19 protein-coding genes are annotated in these 21,864 nt (G+C 59.4%); 13 read left to right on the top strand and 6 right to left on the bottom strand.

Annotated features, from left to right (window positions below; genetic code table 11):
* Complete coding sequence (locus tag AB7813_RS27905; protein ID WP_439082896.1) at positions 1-1,620, bottom strand: ABC transporter substrate-binding protein; 1,620 nt, start codon at positions 1,618-1,620, stop codon at positions 1-3.
* Positions 1,621-1,916: 296 nt separating this feature from the next.
* Here AB7813_RS27905 and AB7813_RS27900 point away from each other — a divergent pair, with 296 nt between their 5' ends.
* The gene (locus AB7813_RS27900; RefSeq protein ID WP_231077808.1) at positions 1,917-3,254 is read left to right on the top strand and encodes an LLM class flavin-dependent oxidoreductase; all 1,338 of its coding nucleotides are present in this window, start codon (positions 1,917-1,919) and stop codon (positions 3,252-3,254) included.
* 64 nt (positions 3,255-3,318) lie between these two features.
* On the opposite strand, the gene AB7813_RS27895 is transcribed toward AB7813_RS27900, so the two are convergent.
* On the bottom strand, positions 3,319-4,161 hold the full coding sequence (locus AB7813_RS27895; RefSeq protein WP_439063121.1) for a CmcJ/NvfI family oxidoreductase: 843 nt from the start codon (positions 4,159-4,161) through the stop codon (positions 3,319-3,321).
* A 368-nt stretch (positions 4,162-4,529) separates the two neighbouring features.
* On the opposite strand from AB7813_RS27895, the gene AB7813_RS27890 reads away from it, so the two are divergent.
* Positions 4,530-4,730: a hypothetical protein gene (locus AB7813_RS27890; protein WP_441228897.1), complete on the top strand. Its 201-nt coding sequence runs from the start codon at positions 4,530-4,532 to the stop codon at positions 4,728-4,730.
* A 141-nt stretch (positions 4,731-4,871) separates the two neighbouring features.
* On the opposite strand, the gene AB7813_RS27885 is transcribed toward AB7813_RS27890, so the two are convergent.
* Entirely contained in the window at positions 4,872-5,945 is a 1,074-nt protein-coding gene (locus AB7813_RS27885; RefSeq protein WP_439082898.1) for an LLM class flavin-dependent oxidoreductase, read from the bottom strand.
* A gap of 450 nt (positions 5,946-6,395) precedes the next feature.
* Here AB7813_RS27885 and AB7813_RS27880 point away from each other — a divergent pair, with 450 nt between their 5' ends.
* From AB7813_RS27880 to AB7813_RS27860, 5 genes are all read left to right on the top strand, one after another.
* Entirely contained in the window at positions 6,396-7,184 is a 789-nt protein-coding gene (locus AB7813_RS27880) for an ABC transporter permease subunit (protein WP_315844353.1), read from the top strand.
* Positions 7,181-7,894 (top strand): ABC transporter ATP-binding protein, encoded by a 714-nt coding sequence (locus AB7813_RS27875; RefSeq protein WP_439082899.1) that lies wholly within the window; start codon positions 7,181-7,183, stop codon positions 7,892-7,894. The genes AB7813_RS27880 and AB7813_RS27875 overlap by 4 nt, the downstream gene beginning before the upstream one ends.
* Before the next feature lie 24 nt (positions 7,895-7,918).
* Complete coding sequence (locus AB7813_RS27870; protein WP_441228896.1) at positions 7,919-8,929, top strand: NrtA/SsuA/CpmA family ABC transporter substrate-binding protein; 1,011 nt, start codon at positions 7,919-7,921, stop codon at positions 8,927-8,929.
* Between the two features lie 50 nt (positions 8,930-8,979).
* Complete coding sequence (locus tag AB7813_RS27865; protein WP_439057487.1) at positions 8,980-10,200, top strand: acyl-CoA dehydrogenase; 1,221 nt, start codon at positions 8,980-8,982, stop codon at positions 10,198-10,200.
* Positions 10,201-10,268: 68 nt separating this feature from the next.
* Positions 10,269-11,078 (top strand): MetQ/NlpA family ABC transporter substrate-binding protein, encoded by an 810-nt coding sequence (locus AB7813_RS27860; protein WP_439057486.1) that lies wholly within the window; start codon positions 10,269-10,271, stop codon positions 11,076-11,078.
* A gap of 112 nt (positions 11,079-11,190) precedes the next feature.
* Here AB7813_RS27860 and epsC read toward each other — a convergent pair whose 3' ends face one another.
* Positions 11,191-12,135 carry a serine O-acetyltransferase EpsC gene (gene epsC, locus AB7813_RS27855; RefSeq protein ID WP_439057485.1) on the bottom strand — a complete coding sequence of 315 codons (945 nt, stop codon included), beginning with the start codon at positions 12,133-12,135 and terminating at the stop codon, positions 11,191-11,193.
* Positions 12,136-12,693: 558 nt separating this feature from the next.
* Between epsC and AB7813_RS27850 the strand changes: the two genes are divergently transcribed.
* The 4 genes from AB7813_RS27850 to AB7813_RS27835 all read left to right on the top strand — a co-directional run bounded on the left by AB7813_RS27850 (position 12,694) and on the right by AB7813_RS27835 (position 16,720).
* On the top strand, positions 12,694-12,909 hold the full coding sequence (locus AB7813_RS27850; RefSeq protein ID WP_439082901.1) for a hypothetical protein: 216 nt from the start codon (positions 12,694-12,696) through the stop codon (positions 12,907-12,909).
* 107 nt (positions 12,910-13,016) lie between these two features.
* Positions 13,017-13,256, top strand: a complete 240-nt coding sequence (locus AB7813_RS27845) for a hypothetical protein (RefSeq protein ID WP_231081285.1) — start codon at positions 13,017-13,019, stop codon at positions 13,254-13,256.
* A gap of 58 nt (positions 13,257-13,314) precedes the next feature.
* On the top strand, positions 13,315-14,385 hold the full coding sequence (locus AB7813_RS27840) for an LLM class flavin-dependent oxidoreductase (protein ID WP_231077816.1): 1,071 nt from the start codon (positions 13,315-13,317) through the stop codon (positions 14,383-14,385).
* A gap of 763 nt (positions 14,386-15,148) precedes the next feature.
* Positions 15,149-16,720 (top strand): CYTH and CHAD domain-containing protein, encoded by a 1,572-nt coding sequence (locus AB7813_RS27835; protein ID WP_439082902.1) that lies wholly within the window; start codon positions 15,149-15,151, stop codon positions 16,718-16,720.
* Positions 16,721-17,612: 892 nt separating this feature from the next.
* Here AB7813_RS27835 and AB7813_RS27830 read toward each other — a convergent pair.
* Positions 17,613-18,026 carry a hypothetical protein gene (locus AB7813_RS27830; RefSeq protein WP_120288753.1) on the bottom strand — a complete coding sequence of 138 codons (414 nt, stop codon included), beginning with the start codon at positions 18,024-18,026 and terminating at the stop codon, positions 17,613-17,615.
* Positions 18,027-18,298: 272 nt separating this feature from the next.
* Here AB7813_RS27830 and AB7813_RS27825 point away from each other — a divergent pair, with 272 nt between their 5' ends.
* Entirely contained in the window at positions 18,299-18,526 is a 228-nt protein-coding gene (locus AB7813_RS27825; protein WP_139285903.1) for a hypothetical protein, read from the top strand.
* 167 nt (positions 18,527-18,693) lie between these two features.
* On the opposite strand, the gene AB7813_RS27820 is transcribed toward AB7813_RS27825, so the two are convergent.
* A complete protein-coding gene (locus AB7813_RS27820) occupies positions 18,694-19,995 on the bottom strand; it encodes an acyltransferase family protein (RefSeq protein WP_439082903.1) in 1,302 nt (433 codons plus the stop codon).
* A gap of 339 nt (positions 19,996-20,334) precedes the next feature.
* Between AB7813_RS27820 and AB7813_RS27815 the strand changes: the two genes are divergently transcribed.
* The gene (locus AB7813_RS27815) at positions 20,335-21,837 is read left to right on the top strand and encodes a hypothetical protein (protein ID WP_309947031.1); all 1,503 of its coding nucleotides are present in this window, start codon (positions 20,335-20,337) and stop codon (positions 21,835-21,837) included.
* Positions 21,838-21,864 lie beyond the last annotated feature (27 nt).

Genomic DNA, 21,864 nt, shown 5'->3' with positions numbered 1-21,864 from the left:
CTACTTCGCCAGCCAGAAGTCATAGGCGCTCGACGGCGAGTCCAAACCCGCCTCGAAGCTCAGCCCGTTGACGTTGTTCTTCGCCGCCAGGAACCAGCTCGGAGCGAACATCGGCACGATGAAGGCCTGATCGACGCCGAGCTTCTGGATTTCATCTGTGAGAGCACGCTTCTTCGTCACATCGGTCGAACGCAGCGCTTCATCGATCAGACCCGTGATCTGAGGATCCGGATTGGCGATGTTGGAATACAGAAAGCCCTTGGAGCCGAGCATGTCCCACAACTCCCGCGCCGGATCCGACGGATTGTCGGTGTTCGGATAGATCGTCCAGTTGCCGTTGGCGTTGTTCTTGGCATATTCGCCGGCGGTGATGATGCGCAGGTTGAGATCGAAGCCGATATTCTTGCGCAGCGCGGCCTGGATGCCCTGGATCAGCACTTCGCGGTTATCGCGGACGTAAGGCTGCGGATAGCCGACGTCGATCTTCAGGCGTACGCCGTTCTTGGTGCGGAAGCCTTCGGCGTCGCGGCCGGTCCATCCGGCTTCGTCGAGCAGCTTGTTGGCGCTCGCAATATTGTTGCCCCACGCACCGACCAGCGCCTTGTTATAGGCCGGGTTGGCCGGGCCAATGATGGACCATGCACGCGGCACGGTGCCGAGATAGACCTGCTTGACCAGCGGCTCGAGATCGAAGCCGTCTCGCAGCGCGCGCCGGACCCGCACGTCATCCGCAGGCGGAATGGTGTAGTTGATGTTGAACGTGAACGACGTGCTGGCGCCGGACGGGCCGGTCAGCAATTTGAACTCGGCCTGATCCGCGAACAGCGCCACGTCTGTCGGCTGCACGCCTTCGATCAGATCGACCTGTCCCGACGTCAGCGCGCCGGCCCGCACCGCGGCCTCCGGCAGGAACCGCAGAGTCACGCGATCGAGATAGGCCGGGCCGGTATGCGCGGCATAACCCGGTCCCCACTTGTAATCCTTGTTGCGGACGAACACCGCCGACTGGCCGCGGCTGTAGCGCTCGAATACGAACGGCCCGCTGCCCGCCAGCAGCGGCCCGCCGCCGCACAGATCGCCCTTGGCAAGGGCCTTCGGCGAGATGATGCCCAGTTTGACGTTGGATGTTGACTCCAGAAATGTCGAATCCGGCTGCGTCAAAATGAGTTTGACGACATAGGGCGATACCACTTCGGCGCGATCGAAATATTGCAGCAGCGCGACTGCATTAGTGGCGTTTTCCGGCTTCTTGACGAAATCGTAATTCGCCTTCACCGCCGCCGCGTCGAACTTCTCGCCGTCGTGGAAGACGACGTCCTCGCGCAGTTTGTACGTATATTCCTTGCCGTCCGGCGAGATCGACCACTCAGTCGCCAGCCACGGCGCGAAGGTGCCATCGGTCTTCTTGCCGACCAGCGAGTCGATATAGTTGCGCGCCACGAAAAATGCGGCCTGCTGCGAGGCGCGATGCGGATCGAAGCAGCTCGGTTCGGTCGCAACGCCCCATGTGATGGCGCCACCGGAAACCGGCTTGCCCTCCTGCGCCTGCGCAAGCTGTCCGCCCAGCATGACCGACGCGATGACGATCGCAGTGCGTGGCGAAATACTAATCTTCCTCATTGGGGACCGTCCGTTGGTGTTTTTCACTACCAACCGCAGCAGCAACGTCTCGCATTTTCTGAAGTGATCGATGGCATGGAGTTGCCACTTCATCTGAGCGCTGCAACGCGGTAGCAATTTGTAGCGCGATCTAAATCTGCAATTCGCGCAAAGACAATGCACTTCACGCGATCTCACCGTCGCGACATTAAGTTTGAAAGATCATTCGCGATGCGATGCGATCAGTGGGCGAATGTCATACGCGCAAGCCCAAAGACAACTGGATCGCTCTCCGTCTCGCCCATCAGGAATGCTCCATGAGTGAACGCAAACTGCATCTCAACGTGAACCTGCTCCATTCCGGGGTCTATGCATCGGCCTGGCGGCTACCTGACAGCGATCCCGGCGCATTCTACGATGTGCAGCATTATGTGAATGTCGCGAAGATCGCCGAGCGCGGAAAATTCGACGCGATCTTTCTCGCCGACACGCCGGCCATCACCGACCGCATCGACCTGCGGCCGTTTCAATCCATGGAGCCGACCATCGTTCTGGCAAGCGTGGCTGCGGCGACCACGCATATCGGCCTGATCGCCACTGCATCTACGACCTATAACGAGCCATATAACATCGCGCGGCGCTTCGCGACGCTCGACCATGCGAGCGGTGGCCGCGTCGGCTGGAATGCAGTGACCACGGCGGACGCGTCTGCGAGCCGCAATTTCGGCCTCTCGCACGTGCTCGAACATGGCTTGCGCTATGAGCGCGCGAAGGAATTCGCCGAGGTCGTACACGCGCTATGGGACAGTTGGGAAGACGACGCCTTTGTCGGCGACAAGGCGACGGCGCGTTTCGTCGATACGTCGAAGGTCCACGCCATCGATCATCGCGGCACGCATTACACCGTGGCCGGTGCGTTGACCGTGCCGCGCTCGCCGCAGGGACGGCCGATCACCGTGCAGGCCGGCGGTTCAAGCGACGGCCGCGACCTCGCCGCGGCGCAGGCCGATGCGGTGTTCACGCTGTCGCAATCGATCGACGACGGCGTTGCCTATGCGCGTGATCTGCGGGCGCGGGCCGTCGCCTATGGCCGCCCGTCGGATTCCATCGTGATCCTGCCGGGCCTCGCGACCATCATCGGCAGCACCGAGGGCGAGGCGCAGCGACGGCAGGACGAGTTGTGGGACCTGGTGCCGATCCAGTACAGCCTGTCGCGACTGGCAGGAACCCTGCATGTCCCGCCTGAGATCCTCGAACTCGACAAGCCATTGCCGGACATTCCACTGCCGGCCAATGCCAACCAGACGATGTTCAAGGGCACCGTCGCTATGGCCCGCAAGGATAATCTCACGGTGCGGCAACTGCTCAAAGCGCTGGGCGGCGGGGTCGGCCATCGCATCATCGTCGGAACGCCCGAGGCGATCGCCGACGATATCGAGGCCTGGTTCAGGGCCGGTGCCGCCGATGGCTTCAACCTGATGCCTGACGTACTCCCGACAGGCCTGGCCGTGTTCGTCGACGAAGTCGTCCCCCTGCTGCAAAAGCGCGGCATCTTCCGCCGCGACTACGAGGGCACCACGCTGCGCGACCACTTCGGATTGGAACGTCCGCCCAGCCGCTATGCCAAGCGTCCCGCAGCGGCCGTCACGGCGTGATATCACCACAAGTGAATACTCCCGTCGCGATCGACGGGAGCAGTCATGGTTGCGCTAACCTGCCCTATGGCGCGTGGAACACCAGCGCCCGCAGCTCGATGCTCTCGCGCGGCGGCGCATCAGCAGGCGCAGTCGGATCCGCAAAGGCCGTATGCGGAGCGAAACGTGCGACGCCGTCTTTGGTCGAATCGTAGCACTTCAGCAGCAATATCTCGTCGGGCGTCATATCCGGTACGTAGTACCAGCGATGCTGCGGATTGAATTTTACCGCATAGGTTTCACCGACCCGGTGCTGATAGACCAGATCCGATCCCACCAGTTCGTCAAAGCGAACGGTGCGCGCATCGGCAACCGCCAGCGGTGAATCCTTCAGCGGACCGCGGATCGGACGCCACAGATTGATGATCTGCACGCGCCCCTTGAGCAATTCTTCCGCATCCTCCGGGAGCAGATCGCGGACACGTTGCGGACCCGATTTGTCGGTGTGATCGACATGCACCCGAGCGACTGGCTGGCGCGGGCCTTCGCCGCGGTCATTGACGCCATCGACGCGCTTGCGCACGGTATGATCGAAGATGAAGACGCGGCTCGCGCCGGTGATGTCTTTGAGCAGCTTCTCGGCTTCGGGATAGTAGACGTCCTTGACGTTCTCGTCATCGTAGAAATCGGACACCGCGCTGTGCTGGTGCGCCACCGCAAAGCCGTGTTCATCGAGCGACCACTGATCGATGCTCGGTCGCGCATCATGGATCGCAACCGCATGCGGCTCCGGCTCCGCAGTGGAGCGCGGCTCGCCGGCCGGAGGATCGAATGTGTAGGTACGAGGGCGGCCATTGATCGGTGCCAGGTAGTTCAGATCCGCGGTGACGAATGCACCGGCCGTGATCTTCTCGTTGAGCAGTCCCATGATGGTTCTCCCGATTGACATGGGCTCATCACACATTTCATGCGGCCCATTTGGTTCAATCTGATCCCGGAGACCCACCGCGCCAATGGGGCGTCTCAAATAAGAACGTCATTTCCCGTCAGCGTGAAAACGGATGATGTGATTTCAGCATCGGTATCGATTGAAGATGTTTAATGTTGTGATCACGATCATCGTGAACAACGTTCGGCGTCGGTGCTTCTCCGCACCCGGAACATCGCTTGCATCTGCAAGCATTTACGCCTCGTGACCGGCGCTCCGAAAGAAGGATTGGAAGCCGTTCGGCCCAACTTTGGAATTCCCAAGCGCGCTGCGTGGAGCGTTAATGAGTGTCTTCAGGAGTCGAATTGATGCCACATCCGCCACTTCTCGCCGTCGCCATCGCAGGTGCTCACGCGCTTGCGACGGCCGTCGAGACCTATCACGCTGCCCATCAGCCCAAGCCTGACATGTCCCGGAATGCTGCAGCAGCGACGCCAGCCCAGCAACTCGATCGTGCCCTGCAGGCGCTCCGCCTCGATACAGTCAGAGACAACGCGTCAGCCATGTAGACAGGAGAAGGGACCAAGGCATGTATCTCGGAAAGATGATCGTTTTGGTACTGGGACACGCGACGTTCCTCAGCCTGTTCGTGTGGTGGTTTGGCTAAGCGGGGCTCTCGCCTTCCGGCAAGACCGCTTCGCGGTGTCAACTCAACCGCGCGAGGTCTTCAGCAAAGCTGCCTTCCCCCTCACCCGTGGAAAGACTTGCTCGGCAAAACGCTGCATCTCGCTCTCCAATGGCTGGAATTGCAGCATGAATAACTCGATGCCGGCGGCATGGAACTCGCGGATACGGGCAGCGACCGTATCGTAGCTTCCCACCAGACCCGCAGCGGTCCCGCCATTGGTGCCGACCCGCGGTGACTTCTGCATCGTCTGCATCATCACGACCTTGGGATCGGTATTGGCCCGCTGAATGGCCTTCATCGGCGCGTCCTGCGCGGCGAGCGCCAGCAGACGCTGATGTGCCTGTTCGGCTTCTGCGTCAGTCTCACGCGCGATCACGAAGGCCGACAGGCCGAAACGCAGCGGTGCGCCGGCGCGCGGTCGTGCCGCGACATTGGCGATCAGCGCTGCCACATCGGCCAGCGGCTGGCCGTTGATAAACCAGACATCGCCATGCGCTGCCACCAGATCGCGCGCCGGCTCGGACTCGCCGCCGACATAGATCGCAGGCCGCGCGCGGTACAGGTCCTTCGGCCGCAGCGCGTAGTCTCGGATGTCGAAATTTTCGCCCTTGTGCGTCAGCCGCTCCCCGCTCGTCAGCTGCGCAACGATCGAGATCCATTCCTTGCCATAGGCGTAGCGATCGTCATGTTCGGCAAAGCCGATACCGGCCTTCTCCAGCTCGGGCTTGTTCCAGGCATTGACCAGATTGAGCGCAAAGCGGCCGCGGCTGATATTCTCAATCTGCAGTGCCATCTTGGCCAGTACGACCGGATGGAAGAGATAGGGCTTGATCGCCGCGATGATCTCGATCCGGCTGGTCAGCGCAGCCAGTGCCGCTGCAGAGCTCCAGGTCTCGAGTTGATCGAGATCCTCCTGATGCGGATTGATGGTGTGCTGCGCGATCAGGGTCGAATCGTAACCCAGTGCCTCGGCCTGCAGGACCAGCGCCTTGTTGCGCTCCCACGACGCATCATACGGCTCTTCGGGATCCCGATGCGACGCCCGTGGCCCATGCACCGGTGCCCAGACGCCAAATCGAAGAGGATTCGTGCTCATTGTCTTCCTCATATTCACGTCGCTCTCGCTATAAGACGACCCGCACACAACAATGCAAGCACCGCCATGCACTCATGACATCGGCGGCAAAATAGCGCGGATCGAACGAGAAACTTCTTCTTCGCATGACGCATAGCACCACAAGAAAATTCCACTGCGCTTCGGGCCGATCAAATTTCAAGGCAACACGCAGCTTCATTTTCCAAAAACAAGCACTGCAAAAGATCGTTCACCTCTCAATCGCGTCGCTCGGATATCAAACTGATCTAATATCGCATGGAGAATGGTTTCGCCGAAGAAACTGAAGACGCTGCGCTTTTCGTTGCTCTATCATCGCCGCTGAATTTCAGAACTGCAGCAATGGATGGCAGGGTGAGCAACGTCGACTACGTCATTCAACAGGAGTATCGCGCGCCCGCAACGCCGGCACCCACGCGCCACGCTTCCGCCATTGCCAAACCCGGCCTGAAGCCAAATCTGATCGTCCTGTCCTGGATCGCGCCCGTTATTCTTATCGTTGTTTGGGAGGCATTGGCGCAGGCCGGTTGGCTGTCGCCGCAAGTGCTTCCTGCCCCCTCAAAGGTGCTACGCACGGCGTGGAAGCTGACTTTGTCGGGCTCTCTGCTGAACGATCTCGGCGTCAGCCTGCTGCGTGCGGCCGCGGGCTTTGCAATCGGCGGCAGCATCGGCTTCATTCTCGGCACGCTGGTGGGCTTCTCGCGCATCGCCGAAGCATTGATCGATCGCAGCGTGCAGATGATCCGCGCGATCCCGTTCCTCGCCCTCGTGCCCCTCGTCATCGTCTGGTTCGGCGTCGGCGAAGGACAGAAGATCTTTCTGGTCTCGCTCGGCGTCGCCTTCCCGATCTATATCAACACCACGCTCGGCATTCGGCAGATCGATCCGAAGCTGATCGAGCTCGGCCGCGTCCAGGGGCTGTCCACGTTGCAATTGATCCGGCGCATCATCCTGCCCGGTGCGCTGCCGTCGATCCTCACCGGTGTCCGCTATTCGCTGGCGACGGCATGGCTGGCGCTTGTGGTGGCCGAGACCGTCGGCGCGCAATCAGGCCTCGGGTTCCTCGCCATGGACGCCCGCGAGTTCCTGCGCACCGACGTGATCGTGCTGACCATCGTGATCTACGCGCTGATCGGCGTTGCCGCCGACTCCATCGCCCGGCTGCTCGAACGCAAATTGCTCGCCTGGCATCCGAACTACGGCAAGGGCGCACGATCATGAGCCCGACATCCGTGACATCTAGCGAAACCGCCGTCACCGTGAGCGGCCTGACGCGCGCCTATGGCCCGCGGGTGGTGATCGATAGGCTGGATCTCCGCATCGGGCGCGGTGAATTCGTCGCACTTCTCGGTGAGAGCGGCTGCGGCAAGACGACGTTGCTGCGCGCCCTCGCCGGCCTCGACCCGATCCAGGGCGGACATATCGATGCGCCGGGACGACCTGCCGTGGTGTTTCAGGAACATCGCCTGCTGCCCTGGGACACGCTCTGGCAGAATGTCTCGCTCGGCCTTCCTGGCGCGGATCCGCGCAAGCGTGCCGCCGCCGCGCTAGTTGAGGTCGGTCTCGGCGATCGGCTGGACGACTGGCCGCGTAATCTGTCCGGCGGACAGGCGCAGCGCGTCGCCCTCGCCCGCGCGCTGGTGCAGGAGCCCCGGTTGCTATTGCTCGACGAACCCTTCGCAGCACTGGACGCGCTGACGCGGATTCGCATGCATGTGCTGGTCAAGGAGCTTGTGGCCCGCCACCAGCCCGGCGTTCTTCTCGTTACACATGACGTCGATGAAGCAATTGCTCTGGCCGATCGAATTCTGGTGATGCGCAACGGCGCGATCGCGTCCGAGCACCGCGCCCACACTCACGGCGGGCCGGCTGCATCCCGCGATCAACTGCTTCGCGAACTCGGCGTCACCACCAATCTCCAGGTCGCCTGATTCCACCTCACAGGAAGTTTTCTCATGTCAAAACCGTTCTTCACATCGTCACGCCGGGATTTTCTCAGTCTCGCGATGGCTGGTGTCAGCGCCTATGCCGGCATTCATCTCGCCAGCCATGACGACGCCATCGCGCAAAGCACCGGGCGAAAGACCGACAAGGTCCGTCTCACCTGGGGTTATCACGGTCTCACGCTGATCGCGAAGGAACGCGGCGAGTTCGAGAAGGCACTCGCCCAGCATGACATCAAGGTGGAATGGCTCGGCCCATTCCCGAACCACGCGCCGACCTTACAGGCAGTGACCGGTGACAGTGCTGATTTTGGCTTTGGCGGCAGCACCACACCCGCGCTGGCGGCGATTATCGCCGGCTCGCCGCTCGTCTTCACCCAATTCGTGCTCTACGAGCCGCGCACGACGGCGATCATCGCCAAGGATGATTCCGGCATCAACAAGGTCGAGGATCTGGTCGGCAAGTCGGTCGCGGTCAACCGCTCCGGGCTTGGCGAGTTCCTGCTCATCGCCGCGCTCGAGAAACACAAGGTCGACCGCTCCAAGGTGAAATTCGTCTATCTCAACCCGCCGGACGCAGCGCCGGCGCTCGCATCCGGCAAAGTGGATGCCTGGTCGATGTGGTCGCCGGGCGTCGACATCGCGCGGCTGGACTACAAGGCTCACGACGTTTTCCTTGAGGGACGCGACCTGCCGTTCCAGATCGACTTCTCCTCTTACGTGACGGCGCGCAAATTCGCGAAGGACAATCCGGCCATCCTGCGGGCGCTCAACGCGGCCTACGAGAAGGAAGCGCAGTGGGTCAACAAGAACACCACCGACGCCGAGCATCTCATCCAGAAGGTCGCGAAATATGACGACCGGATTCGAGACCAGTTCAACGAGCGCAAACGCAACTACACGCTCATCCCCGTGTCGGACAAGAAATTCGTCGGAGAACTGCAAACCGCAGCGAACTGGCTGACCGAGCGCAAGGTCCTGCCCGAGTCTGTCACCGTCTCGGATCATCTGGCCAGTCTTTAAGCCTCTGTCGCCGCTCGATCCTCCCACCGGAACCGCCGAGAAGGAATCCCATGAACAAGCCCACATCGCAGCACTCGTTCGACGTGTCGCAGCCGATCCGGATCGGCTCGTCCGACTTGCAACAGTTGTTTGATCACATCGCGCAGGGCGAGGCAGAGCGCGAGCACGACCGTGTTCTGCCCTACGACATCATCGAGCTGATCCGCCGATCGCGGATCGGCGCGCTCCGCATTCCCAAAGCCGACGGCGGCGGCGGCAGTACCGTGCGAGAACTGCTCACTGCCGTAATCAGGCTGGCGGAAGCCGACGCCAATGTCGCGCATATCCTGCGCAATCACTATAGCGTGGTCGAGCGTCTGCTGGCCTCGCCGCCAAGCGCGCAGAATCGCAAGTGGCGCGACGACGTCGCGGCCGGCGCCATCATTGGCCTCGCCACCACCGAGCTGGGCAGCTCGCAGGTGGGAGACATCGCTCCCGCCACCACCGTCACGCCGGATGGCGACGGCTACCGCCTGAACGGCACCAAATATTACAGCACCGGCACGCTCTATGCGGACTACGTGCTGGTGCGCGTCGCGGACGGCAATGAAGCACTCGCGACCACGATCATTCCGGTCAAGCGCGAAGGCATCGAACTGGTCGACGACTGGGATGGTTCGGGCCAGCGCCTGACCGGAAGCGGCACCACGCATTTCCGCAACGTCCGGGTCGAAGCGGCCGAGCTCATTTTCGATCAACCCAATATCGGTTATGGGGCCGCCTATCAGAACACGTTCGCGCAACTCTATCTGACGGCTATCAATGCCGGCATCGCTGCAGCCATCCTGCGTGACGCCAGCGACCTGGTCAGGCGGCGCGCGCGCAGTTTCTATTACGCGCCCACCCTTCGCCCGCGCGAGGACCCGATCCTGCAGCAGACTATTGGCCAGATCGCAAGCAATGCGTTCGCGGCAGAAGCGACCGTGCTGGCCGCCGCCGACGCGCTTGACGTATCGAGCAAGGCCCCTGATCGGGAAGATACCAAGCCGGCGCTGGATGCCGCCCTCGCATCGTCCAAAGCCAAGATCGTCGTCGACGAACTGGCTATCCGCAGCGGCAGCCTGCTGTTCGATGCCGGCGGCGCATCCGCGACCAAGAAGTCCGACAACCTCGACCGCCACTGGCGCAATGCGCGAACGCTGTCGTCGCACAACCCGGTGACCTACAAGGCGCAGGCGATCGGTGCGTATGAGGTCAACGGCACGCCGCTGCCGGCCAAGGGCTTCTTCTAGGCAATCCGGAACGCTGCGCCGTCGTAGCGAGCGCGATACATTCACTTCATTCCCAACCTGGACACATCATGAAAGCTGCATCTCGATTTCTTATTTTCTCCCTTTCGGTGCTTGCACTGTCGTTACCCGCCCTGCAGGCCAACGCCGCAGACAAGCCGCTCAAGGTCGGCGTTTCGGCAGGGCCCTATGGTGACATTCTTCGCGAGGCCGCGCGGCTTTCCGAGAAAGAGGGACTGAAGGCGGAGATCATCGAGTTCAGCGACTGGAACCAGCCCAATGCAGCGCTGCAGGCAGGCGACATCGACCTCAACAACTTCCAGCACCGCTTCTATCTCGCCAATCAATCGAAGGCGCGCGGTTACAAGCTCTCCGCCCTCGATGAATCGATCCTGGTGCCGGCCGGCGTCTTCTCCAAGAAATACACCAAGGCCTCCGACATTCCCGACGGGGCCAAGATCGCCATCCCCAACGACCCGACCAATGCAGCACGCGCATTGTTGCTGTTTCAGACAGCCGGACTGCTCAAATTGAAGACCGATACCGGCCTCTCGGCGAGCATTCTCGATGTGACTGAAAATCCGAAGAAGCTGCAGATCGTTGAAATCGACGCGGCCCAGTTGCCGCGGTCTCTCGATGACGTGGCAGCCGCCTTTGTGTCATCCAACTACGCCTATCTCGCTGGCCTGGATCTCAACAAGGCGCTTGCGGCCGAGACCAGCGTCGTCGAAGCCAAGCCATATTATACCCTCGTCTTCGCCGCACGTGACGATCGCAAGGACGATCCGCAGATCAAGAAATTCATCTCGATCTATCGTTCGCAGCCGGTGAAGGATTTCATCCGCACCAAGTTCAACGGCTCGATCCTCGCCGCCTGGTAATCCCAACGGGATGGCAGCTCGGGTGTTCTCCCTGACGCGATGTGGCATGGCCCGACCACGGGCCGCGCCAGTTGGATAGCGACAGCGTGCCAGCGCGGCGGCTATCCAACCATCATCGCGGGCTGATCTTGCTGCGCACCGATGCCTGCGTCACGAAACTGTTGGGCGGTACGTCTTCGGTCAACCAGACATTGCCGCCTATGGTGGAGCCGCTTCCGACCACGATGCGTCCCAGAATGGTCGCGCCCGCATAGATGATGACATCGTCCTCGATGATCGGATGGCGCGCATTGCCCTTGATGGCCTTGCCCTCGTGATCGGTGGGGAAGTGCCGGGCTCCAAGCGTTACCGCCTGATAGATTCGGACGCGATCGCCGACGATGGCAGTTTCGCCGATCACCACGCCGGTGCCATGGTCGATGAAGATGCTGGCGCCAAGACGCGCGCCCGGGTGAATGTCGATTCCCGTTGCGCTATGCGCCAACTCGGCGATCAACCGCGCCACCATCGTTGCCCCGAGATTGTAAAGCAGGTGCGCGACGCGGTGATGGATGATCGCCACCATGCCGGGATAGCCAATCAGGATTTCGGGGAAGCTCGTTGCAGCAGGATCTCCCACGAAGGCGGCCCTGAGATCGCTGACCAGCCTGCCTCGGATTTCCGGCAGCCGGGCGGCGAAGTCGCGCGTCAACGTAACGGCATCCTCGAAATGTCGCTCGGTCGGCGCGCCGTCGGAAACGAAAGTCTGCCCGCGGTAGACTTGCTCGAGCAAGCCATCCAGCGCAGCGCCCAGTTTGCCTTCGACAAACGCATCGATGCTTTCGGTGCCGAAATCGGAGCGGCCGTAATGCCGGGGAAACAATACCTCGGTGAGGCTCTTGAGCACGTCCCCGAGGGCTTCGCGCGACGGCGCCCGTCTGTTCGGCCCACGCTGCCAGATATTGTGGGCAACATCGCGGGACTCGCGCAGCCCGGCAACGATCGTACCCAGGTCCCAGAGTGGCGCTGGACCGTCCCGATCTGTGTCTTGCTTGACGTCCTCGGCAACCCTCGACATCGCGGCTCCCCTGTTGCGATCTCACGCAGCTGCAACTGTGACTCATGAGCCTGGGACAAGGAATTCCAAAAGTGCAGCATTTTCGATACGTCCATCCTTCCTCCTCACGCGCCGACCTCACATCACGTGCCCTTCGCTTCCGATACGATCGCAATCAGGCACTGAACCAGCGTGCGCGCAGCTTCCAAGGCTGTGCAAGCTGCACGGCGGAACGATTTTACCGTGATCGGATGGCTGCTGCCGTCGCCAAACAGCCGTTCATTCGCCGCACATGGCTGCGCGCAGCATCGTCGTCATTGAGGTGCCGATAAATTTGGATAGCCATTTCATTGACGAATGAACGCCGACGTCGGATATTCCTGACACAGATTATGCACTTCGGAATGCCTGCATGACCGCATATGAGACAACAGTAGTGAGCCAGTTGCGCAAGCGCGTAACCCGCCGCTGCGTGTCCGCGGCCACCGGCGCGTGTTGTTGATTCCAGCGTAACGACTCACACCGAACATTCCATCACTCATTGATAGGATCGCTGCCTCGGCGGCGAACAGAACGCGCATGTCCAATGCCTATGTCATCGAAGTCTTCCATCGCACTGCCGGAATCGTCGTCGCGGAAGAGCGCGGATTTCGTTTCTTTTCATCAGAACCTGCCTTCGACACGCTTGAAGGCGACCATTTCGGATCGGCCCGGGCAGCGGAACGCGCAGCGAAGGCACTTATGGACCAGCGAAGTCACAGGGCTAGCCAATCCCGTATCGCCACGGCCCGCTGAGTTTGAGACTGTCCTCGCCCGACCAGAATGACAATCAGCGTCGAACGAACAAAATTGCCCGGCGCAGACGGCATGGAGAATATTACTCCACGCCGGAACGCCCCGACGTGCTGATCATCATTATTTCCGGCGCGCGCTTGCGTAGACCAGATTTATCGCCTTGTTATCTGCAAATGGCGCGTTGGAGAACGATGATGCGTGAACTATCGGCGGAAGCCCGGTTGCATAACCGTGCGCGCGCGTCGTCGAACCGCACAGCGGTGCGCCTGCACACGGCCGCCGTTTACGGCGCATTTGCGTTGATCGCAGCCATCGTGTTCGGCGCGACATCGGTGCGCCCATTTTGACAACGGCACGGGACGGTGAGCCGTACGCAAACATGCGGTCCCATCGTCAGAGGACATCATGAGCGATCGTTCGGAGTTTCTTTGGTACATCCCGAATGACGTGAAGGCAGGTCACCGCGGCGATGTCGTCGATCCAAACCACAACAGCGTCGAGACGCTTGCCGACCAGGCGCAAGCGCTGGAACGTCATGGGTGGCAAGGCGCGCTGATCGGAACCGGCTGGGGAAGACCGGACACATTCACTGTCGCGTCAGTGCTGGCGGCCCGAACGACGCGTTTCGAGCCGCTGATAGCCATCCGTCCCGGCTATTGGCAGCCGGCGCATTTTGCATCTGCCGCAGCCACACTGGATCAATTGAGCGGTGGCCGGGTTCGCATCAATATCGTCTCCGGCAAGGACAATCTGGCAGCTTACGGGGATGACGAAGCCGACTCGTCGCAGCGATATGCGCGCACCAAGGAATTCATGCGCATCGTCCGGCGGCTATGGACCGAAGAAAACGTCACCTATTCCGGCGCGCATTTTTGCGTTTCAGACTCGACCGCGGCGCCGCGCATACTCCAGCGCGGCAATCGCCGACATCCGAAGCTGTATTTCGGCGGGGCGTCGGACGCGGCCGAGCATGTCGCCGCAACCGAAGCCGATGTCCAGCTGTTCTGGGGCGAACCGCTCGGTGACGTCAAACAGCGCATCGAACGGCTCAAGACCTTGAGTCAGCGCCTCGATCGGGACCTCCCGCCTTTGGAGTTTGGACTCAGGATCACGACGCTTGTCCGCGAGAGCTCGGCCGAAGCCTGGGCTGTGGCGGAAGCCAAGGTTGCCGATATGGCGAAGAAAGCTGGCGCGGGCTGGAACGACCACGGCCCAGCCATCGCAATCGGCCAACGGCGACTGCTCGACCTCCAGGCCCGCGGCGACGTCCTCGATGACAATCTCTATACGGCACCAGGAAAATTCGGAGCAGCCGGCGCCGGCACCACCTGGCTGGTCGGTTCGGCATCCGAAGTGGCCAGTTCGCTGCAGAAATACCGCGATCTCGGAATCAAGTATTTCATCCTGTCCGACACGCCCTATCTGGCGGAGATCGAGCGGCAAGGCAAAATACTCCTGCCTTTGCTTCGAGATTGATTTGCACGGCATCATCCGTCCTGATCCGGATTGGCACCATCATTCTCTGTCCTGTTCGAACCAGCCTGTGCTACCTCGATCTTGCGCTCGATACGTCTGAAGAAGACGCGCATTATATAATTGATATCATTATATAATTTATGGGAACTCCTTTAGGCTCAATCGTGCCGAGGTCCGCTTTGCGGCCCAGTCCCGCTTCCAGAAGGACGACGTAACCCGTCCGGAATGCAGCGCCGGCTTCCGCCGGATCGCTTTCGTCCGACGAGGTAACCAAGCGGATATCGCTGCCCCGTTCGCGATACTCTGGCGCGCAAATTTAATTGCGGCGGCCTGCCGTAAGTGATTGAATTTTCAGCAACTCGACTCAACTAATGATGGAGATACTTTCGCCAGCGAGGTTACTGCCATGCTTGCCGAGAAGTTTTTTCTGGTGCTCGAGACAATCAGAAGTCACGCCTCCGATGATAAGCCATCCGGTGCTAGATCATCTCCAGTCGTGACCGGTCCCGTACCGCCGACCCCGGTCAAACCGCCGAGCGAAAAGCAAACTAGGGCCGCCAACTGAGGCAGCGTTTCGCTTTTCACGAATGTGGGCGTTAGCACCATTCGAACAGCCCTGAGTCCCGCTGCTCCCGATCGATCCGGAAATTGCCGTCGTAATTTACCGCGTCATTCCATCGCCATCTTGGGCATGTCTTGCTAGTGTCATAAAACATGATGCGTGCTTCCGATGGAGTTACCATTGAACGCCCAGCAGCCAATCGTGCCCGATTCTGCTGGCGCAGCAATTGCTGTACGACCGGGTGAACAGGCGGAAATCGAACTTAAGCTGCTGGCGCCGCAAGGTATCCTCGAAAAACTGCGCGAGATCCCCGTCATCGTGCAGCATGCGCGCAATCGCGGCGTGGTCCGCCGGTTGGAGACAATTTATTACGACACACCGGAGGGGGCGCTGTTTCAACGCGGCATGTCGCTGCGCGTGCGACGCAGCGGCAAGCATTTCATTCAGACATTGAAGCTTCTGCCCGACATCGGGCGGCCGTTGGCGCGACGACAGTGGGAAACATCGGTTGACGGTATGACTCCCGATCTGGCGCGGCTTCCTGTCGCCGAGATCGGCGATCCGCTGACGACACTTACGCCCGATGCGCTCGTGCCAGCGTTTGCAACAAGAGTTCGCCGGCATGCACGGCAGCTCGATCTGCCTGATGCGTCAGTTGAAGTCGCCTTCGACGTGGGGACTATCGAGGCCGGTACGCGTCAAGAAGTCCTGTCCGAGATCGAGCTCGAATTGAAGAGCGGCAACGCCGGCGCGCTGTTTGATCTCGGAACGCAGTTGCTCGATGCCGCGCCGCTGCAGGTCGGCACACGGAGCAAGGCAGAACGCGGTTATGCGCTGGCGTTCAATGTCATGCAACCGGCAGTGAAAGCCGAACCTGTCAACATCACTGCCGAGCGCGCAGTTGACGACGTCATTGCGCTGCTGGGAGGCGCCTGCTGGCATCATCTCCTGCGCAATCATGCGGTGGCAAAGGCGGGATCCGACCCCGAAGGCGTGCACCAGATGCGCATCGCTTTGCGCCGTTTGCGCACGATCTGTGCGCTGTTCCGGCGCGAGATCCCATCGCCCTCGTTCGAGGCGATCAACAGCGAAGCGAGATGGCTGATGCGACAGCTCGGCCGAACCCGCGATTGGGACGTTTTCGCCACCACGACCACTTCTCGCGTGGCGACGACCACGCCGGAGGTCGACTTCGGCGGCTTGCGCGAGGCAATCGAGCGGCAGCGCAAGTCGAGCTATGGCAGCCTGCAGGCGGTTCTCGACGATCCGCGCTACAGCCGTTTTCTGCTTTCGCTCGGGCACTGGGTCGAGCGCCGCCGCTGGCGCAACGATATCGACAGCGATGCGCTGGCTGTCCTGTCGCAGCCGATGCCGGCGCTCGCCGACAAAATTCTGGCGCGACAGCAGCGGAAGGTGCGCAAGCGTGGCACGCACTTCCGGCAGCTCGACACCGCTGCACGGCACAGTCTCAGGATCCAGCTCAAGAGGCTGCGCTATGCGGCGGAATTCTTCTTGCCACTTTACGCCGGCCATGCGTCCGCCAAGCGTTACGTGGCTCGGCTTGCCAAGCTCCAGAAGAGTCTGGGACGCGTGTGCGACATCGCAAGTATCCGCGGATTGCTCCGTTCGGTCAGGCAGGACGATCAGGCCGCGCTTCACCTCGCCATCGGCACCGTGACCGGCTGGCAGGTGCGCGACGAGATTGTGGCCGCGAAAACGCTGCGCAAGAAATGGCGGCGCTTCAGGGCGACGCCGGCATTCTGGGGCCGGTAGAGTTCGTCGCGCTCATCTACGGGCGTGACAGCGCGCACCTCAATGATCGAGAAGCACTACGCCCGTTGGATTTCTGATGGCCTGGAAGAGTTAATCGCGCGATCTGTAGTTCCACTCCTTCCTCGAGATGAGGCATGATGCATCTTTTACGAAGGGCAGCGATTGCGGCCACAGCGTGCCACCTAAAGCAATGCCGCTCATGAAATATTGAATGAAGCAATATCGATGGTATAGGCAGTTCCGATCAACTCGGTGTAATTGCCGCATCTCGCGCCGGTGCCGCACGACCGTTGGTTATCCGCACTCGATGCCATATCAGCAGTAAGGCTTGCAAAGCTGTGGTGATGCCAGCTGTATCCCGCATTGTTTGTTGATTTTATTAGATTTTACGATTTCTTCCGGATCAACCCCACCGTTCGCCCCAACCGCACTTTGCGCGCGCTCGATCAGGCCGCATACTTTCGCCTGTCCTGGGATTGTACCAAGCGCCCTTGTCCGCCGGACCACGCCACTCGAATTCTGGAGCATCCAGCATAGGTGGGAATGAGCTTGGCCAATCCCAAAAGTCCGATCGTCTGTTACGTCGGCGATGAAAGCGCCATGCATTCCAACAGGTGCTATGGACTGTTTCTCAGCACTAGCTTCCGGTTAATGTCGTGCTGATTAACAACGGGGTTGCACAGGATGATCGATCCAGGTCGGAAGTGTTGTGTAGGCAGCCTGTAATCCGATCGCGAGCACAACGACGATTACAACCAGCAGGATGATGCCTAGCACTTGCTCCAGATCGAAATCCTTCCGGCACAAGCGACCCAATCGGTTGTATAGGCCGCAGGCCAAGCGGGCTTGAGAGTGAACTACGCACGATCACTCAGGAACTCGGGGCCTCGTTTTAAAATGAGGGATGGGTTCTGCGGATAGTGACCAAGGCATCCGGAAGTGGCTGAGCGCCTTCATCGGCTGCAAGAGTAATACGATCGACCTTGCTGAGGAACACAAACGATATTTCAGCCGTGGGCCCCAAATCTTTCAAGGCGGCATAAAACGTTGCAGCCTCGCACGCGCTTGCGCCTCGCACACTGATAACCGATGTCTGCCTGAAAATTCGCTGACCGTCGCACGTCACCCTACCGAGATCCTCTCGAAACTCAGAAAGAAGACATATGCCTTTCGCGACCTCAACAGAACTCGCATCGAACGCTAACGTCGGATGTCCGTCAATCTCTACGGCAAACAACAGTCGATCACTGAAAGGATCGGTCACGAGAATATTCCTTTCCCGATAATAGTTAGTGACAGCTTCCATAAATTGTATTCTGATACTGTTCGCAAAAACCCACTCTTAAAGGGGAATATTTTCAAAAGCCGAGCGCACATATCCGTCGTGACGCTTAATCCAGACGATTATTTACGCCGCGAGGTACCGTGATGAAGGCTGTTAACAGCACAAGTCGATCGTGCATCTCGCGTCAATCGGCCTTTCCGTGAATCGAATCCAGCTTATCTTGTCAATCCCATCTCCTTAACAAGAACATAAAATCAATTTCTACAATCTAAACCGAGACCCGAGCCAGACGCATGGGCAAGACAGAGACGACACCAACCGAAATTATCCGCATGATCTCTGCTGAAGCTACCCGACTCATCGGCCCGTGGCCCAGCAACCTGGATATATTTGTATTTCGCGTGGATGACAGCTGGGAATGCCTGATAACACCGACCAATAATCCAACCGAAGCTAAATTCCGAGATGTGGCGTTGCAGATCGGCCTTTCACTCGAACGCAGTTTTAAGCTCAGGGTATGAAACCTATTTTTGCGGCCTCGTATTCTCCTTACCAACTCGAAATCCTCTTGCGAAATTGACACGACGTTGGGGCAACTAAGCCTCAGCACAGCGATTTCGACCTGCTGCCTTTCCCATACTTTTGCAAGCAGGCTGTTATCCCGAGAGCTATCAGTTCGGTGTCTAGATTACCGGGAATTATCGCGAGCCCCAACAGCCCGGGCGTCGGGCAAAAGTAGATCTTCTTTCCTCGTTGAGTTTGTAGTCGACGCATACTCTTCGATAACTCTCCGAGAAGCGAATGCCGTTCCTGTCTCGGTCGCTATCGTTCTCACAGCTTTCGCGACGAACGCCTTGACCGATGAAGTGTGTATTTCGAACAGGCGATAAAACGCAACAGATAGCGCACCACAGAGCAGCATGAAGGACACGAAGCGAACGAGAGAGAACAACGTAAACTCGCTTGGGCCACTACTGAAGATAACGTTCAGCACCACCAAAATTGGATAGTGTGTTGCATATAGCGAAAAACTATACTTCGCGCCGTTTGCGAGTGGGTGCAGCTGCCTTGGCATAGATGCACCTGAGAGGGTCAGCCCCACGATGCTGCCTGCGACAATCAGGCCGGTTGCCAGCTGGCTTGCCGCCCATTTCGGCGCCGCCCCCCCTACATAGAGCAGCCAGGCTCCAACGAGACCTACGCAGAATAAGAACAGCCAACTCACGGCAGGCGCCCTAATGGCGTAAACGGCGGCGCCGAGGCACCATATCAAAAAGTAGAAGATGAATTTGGCTCCGATATGCGCCCCCGCCGGGTCATGTCTTTCTGCATACCAAAACAAGGCAAGAATGCCGATGATCAAAAATGTAAAACTGGGACGAGACCAAACGACGACAAGAGCAAAGATCAGAACATAGTACCAGAATTCGTTGGAGAGGCTCCACAATGCCAGATTTCCGGCAAACTCCGAGCATCCGATCGTCTGAAGAAAGGCGACATTACATACAGCCGTCGTTGCCCCCGCGCTTGCAGAGAACAGCCTCCCTGCATCATATAGGTCGTGGCGCGTCGCAACGAATTCCTGCCAGTTCGGCAAATGTCTCGCCAAACTATATGCGCAGATGGACGTCACAAGTGCAGGCATTAACACCACATAGAGGCGAGCACCTCTCGCGGCGAAGTAATCAATCGCATTGAGCTGCCCCCACCTTGCTCTGACGATCGCTGGTCCGCCCACGAGATAGCCACTCAAAACGAAGAAGACGATGACAGCGGCCATGCCATGCGCGCTGAGGGGCAGTACAAGAGAGTAGAGATAGCTGACGGGAGAGCCATCTCCCGGGTCCGGAGACCTTTCCAGAAACATCAATTGGTAGGAGTGGAACGCAACCACCTCGATTGCAGCCATCGTACGGGCGAGATCTAGCCATGTGGGCAGATTCGCCGGTGTCACGGCGTTGGTACGAAACCCAATCCAACCCTCATCCATGAGCTCGAGATCCTGCAAAGCGTCAGTCTGCAATTGGCACGTCATCGACCTGTGTGAACCAGCTAAACGCAGGCAGCGCCCTTAGACTTGACAACTCTCAATACGCTGGCGTTCGAAGAGAGCGCTCCTAACCTGCCCCCACCCAATTCGATCTTAAAGCTCGGCCCAGCGCCGCTCCTGGCGGCATTTGGAGGTGCTGAGCGTTCCTGGGGAAATCGCCCCCGAATTTGACACCCATCAACTTTGACCCATGCGCGTCTCGCATGATCACGGCGACAGAACCCGCGTCTTCTCCAATCAGGAGAGGCCGTCGCGTCGTCCTGAATTCGGAGAATGCACATGACACGATACGGTCAGCTCCTCGGAGTCCTCTTGCCAAGCATTTGGCGCCAAAAGGGCATTGTCGTCAGCTCCATCGTTGTCGTCTCACTCCTGACCCTCATGGCCTACGCAACGATCGGTGAAAGATATGAGTCCTACACTCTGCTGCGTGTCGGCCAGGGCATCAAAGACCGGTCGTCAGGCGCAAGCGTGAATCCGTTCGCCGAGGGCGCCGACCTGTCTATCCGAATCGATTCGCTCGCTCGACTTGTTACGACTGACCACGTTGTCCGGGAAGCAGCGTCCAGCACCGGCTTTGATCGCTTCAACAAAGGCCGAGACAACAGTCTAATGGCGTCCATGAGCAAGACGATCGGGTCTATCGATCTTTCGCGGCTGCTGCCGAAGAGCGTAGCCGATGCATTAGCGAGTTGGTCGAAGCCGGCTGACACGAACGAGGCCAGCGATCAGGCGCCAAGTAAAGAGGCGACACTGGTCGCTTCGCTCCGTGATCTGATTACCGCGAAGCAGGAGGGGCGGTCAGACCTGCTGCGCATTTCCTTTCGCTATCCCGACGCTGCTGTTGCCACACGCTTTTTAACTGAACTGGCAAATGCCCTCGTTGCGGTTCAGGCCGATCTCGTCCAGACACCTGGCGCCGATATCTTCTTTGAAGATCAAACGAGACGGCTGCAGTTGGAAGCTGAAAAGTCGGCGACCGAACTCCAGAATTTCTCGGTCGGAGCGGCGATATACTCTGTTGCAGAGCAACGCGCACTGCTCCTCAAGCGGGCAAACGAGCTGAGTACGTTAATCTCAACGACCCGTGCGCAGATCCAGGATCGAAAGGGCCAAAAGCAGTCCATCGTTGATCAGCTCCTGATACTGAAGCCGGTTCAACAATCGAAAACGGTCACTGGTATCGTCAATAGCCTGGGTGCGCGTGATTATCCAGTAACGCCAAATGCTGCCGGGACACCTCAGAACTTTGAGGAAACCCCTCCATTGTTGCTGATCAAAGTGTATCAGGACGCCGTCGCCACTCTCTTCAAGGTCAACACCGATCTGAACGGATCCATGAAGCTTGAGAGCCTCCTTGCTGACGAGCTCGAACATGTGAATGCCGAGCTCGCGTCATTGTCGTCCAAGGAATCCCAGTATGACCAGCTCAAGCGCGCGTTGGTCCGTGCCTCCACGGCCGCCGATCACTACGGCGCACGAGTCATCGAGGAAAAGATCAATCTCGACATCGCCAAGAAAACTCAGTTGTCGAGCGTGCGTGTAATCCAGGCTGCCGATCGCCCTCTCCGGCCGATCTTTCCGCAGAGATTTCACTTTGTCCTGCTGGCACTGTTTGGAGGCGTGATTGCGGGATCCGCAATCATCATCATGAAGGAATTGAGCCGCCTGCGCCAAGATCAGTACGAGCTTGAAGAGCGCGAGCTCGCAATGAACGAAATCGGCATCCGATCGGTTCGCGAGTACAAGGCAGCGTTGAAAGCCGCACAAGCGGCTGAATGAGCTGCGCTATTGCGTGACTAATTTGTC

The organism is Tardiphaga sp. 20_F10_N6_6 (genome assembly GCF_052076045.1).
Taxonomy (GTDB): domain Bacteria; phylum Pseudomonadota; class Alphaproteobacteria; order Rhizobiales; family Xanthobacteraceae; genus Tardiphaga; species Tardiphaga robiniae.
The sequence above is the reverse complement of the archived record's forward strand: the minus strand, read 5'-3'. Positions and strand labels throughout refer to the sequence as shown.

Coding starts and splice junctions, on each gene's coding strand:
- AB7813_RS27815 (WP_309947031.1), top strand. CDS start 20,335: ATGACACGATACGGTCAGCTCCTCGGAGTCCTCTTGCCAAGCATTTGG.
- AB7813_RS27830 (WP_120288753.1), bottom strand. CDS start 18,026: ATGGAAGCTGTCACTAACTATTATCGGGAAAGGAATATTCTCGTGACC.
- AB7813_RS27840 (WP_231077816.1), top strand. CDS start 13,315: ATGAGCGATCGTTCGGAGTTTCTTTGGTACATCCCGAATGACGTGAAG.
- AB7813_RS27870 (WP_441228896.1), top strand. CDS start 7,919: ATGTCAAAACCGTTCTTCACATCGTCACGCCGGGATTTTCTCAGTCTC.
- AB7813_RS27885 (WP_439082898.1), bottom strand. CDS start 5,945: ATGAGCACGAATCCTCTTCGATTTGGCGTCTGGGCACCGGTGCATGGG.
- AB7813_RS27865 (WP_439057487.1), top strand. CDS start 8,980: ATGAACAAGCCCACATCGCAGCACTCGTTCGACGTGTCGCAGCCGATC.
- AB7813_RS27900 (WP_231077808.1), top strand. CDS start 1,917: ATGAGTGAACGCAAACTGCATCTCAACGTGAACCTGCTCCATTCCGGG.
- AB7813_RS27850 (WP_439082901.1), top strand. CDS start 12,694: ATGTCCAATGCCTATGTCATCGAAGTCTTCCATCGCACTGCCGGAATC.
- AB7813_RS27825 (WP_139285903.1), top strand. CDS start 18,299: ATGGGCAAGACAGAGACGACACCAACCGAAATTATCCGCATGATCTCT.
- AB7813_RS27860 (WP_439057486.1), top strand. CDS start 10,269: ATGAAAGCTGCATCTCGATTTCTTATTTTCTCCCTTTCGGTGCTTGCA.
- AB7813_RS27890 (WP_441228897.1), top strand. CDS start 4,530: ATGCCACATCCGCCACTTCTCGCCGTCGCCATCGCAGGTGCTCACGCG.
- AB7813_RS27895 (WP_439063121.1), bottom strand. CDS start 4,161: ATGGGACTGCTCAACGAGAAGATCACGGCCGGTGCATTCGTCACCGCG.
- epsC (WP_439057485.1), bottom strand. CDS start 12,135: ATGTCGAGGGTTGCCGAGGACGTCAAGCAAGACACAGATCGGGACGGT.
- AB7813_RS27905 (WP_439082896.1), bottom strand. CDS start 1,620: ATGAGGAAGATTAGTATTTCGCCACGCACTGCGATCGTCATCGCGTCG.
- AB7813_RS27820 (WP_439082903.1), bottom strand. CDS start 19,995: ATGGATGAGGGTTGGATTGGGTTTCGTACCAACGCCGTGACACCGGCG.
- AB7813_RS27875 (WP_439082899.1), top strand. CDS start 7,181: ATGAGCCCGACATCCGTGACATCTAGCGAAACCGCCGTCACCGTGAGC.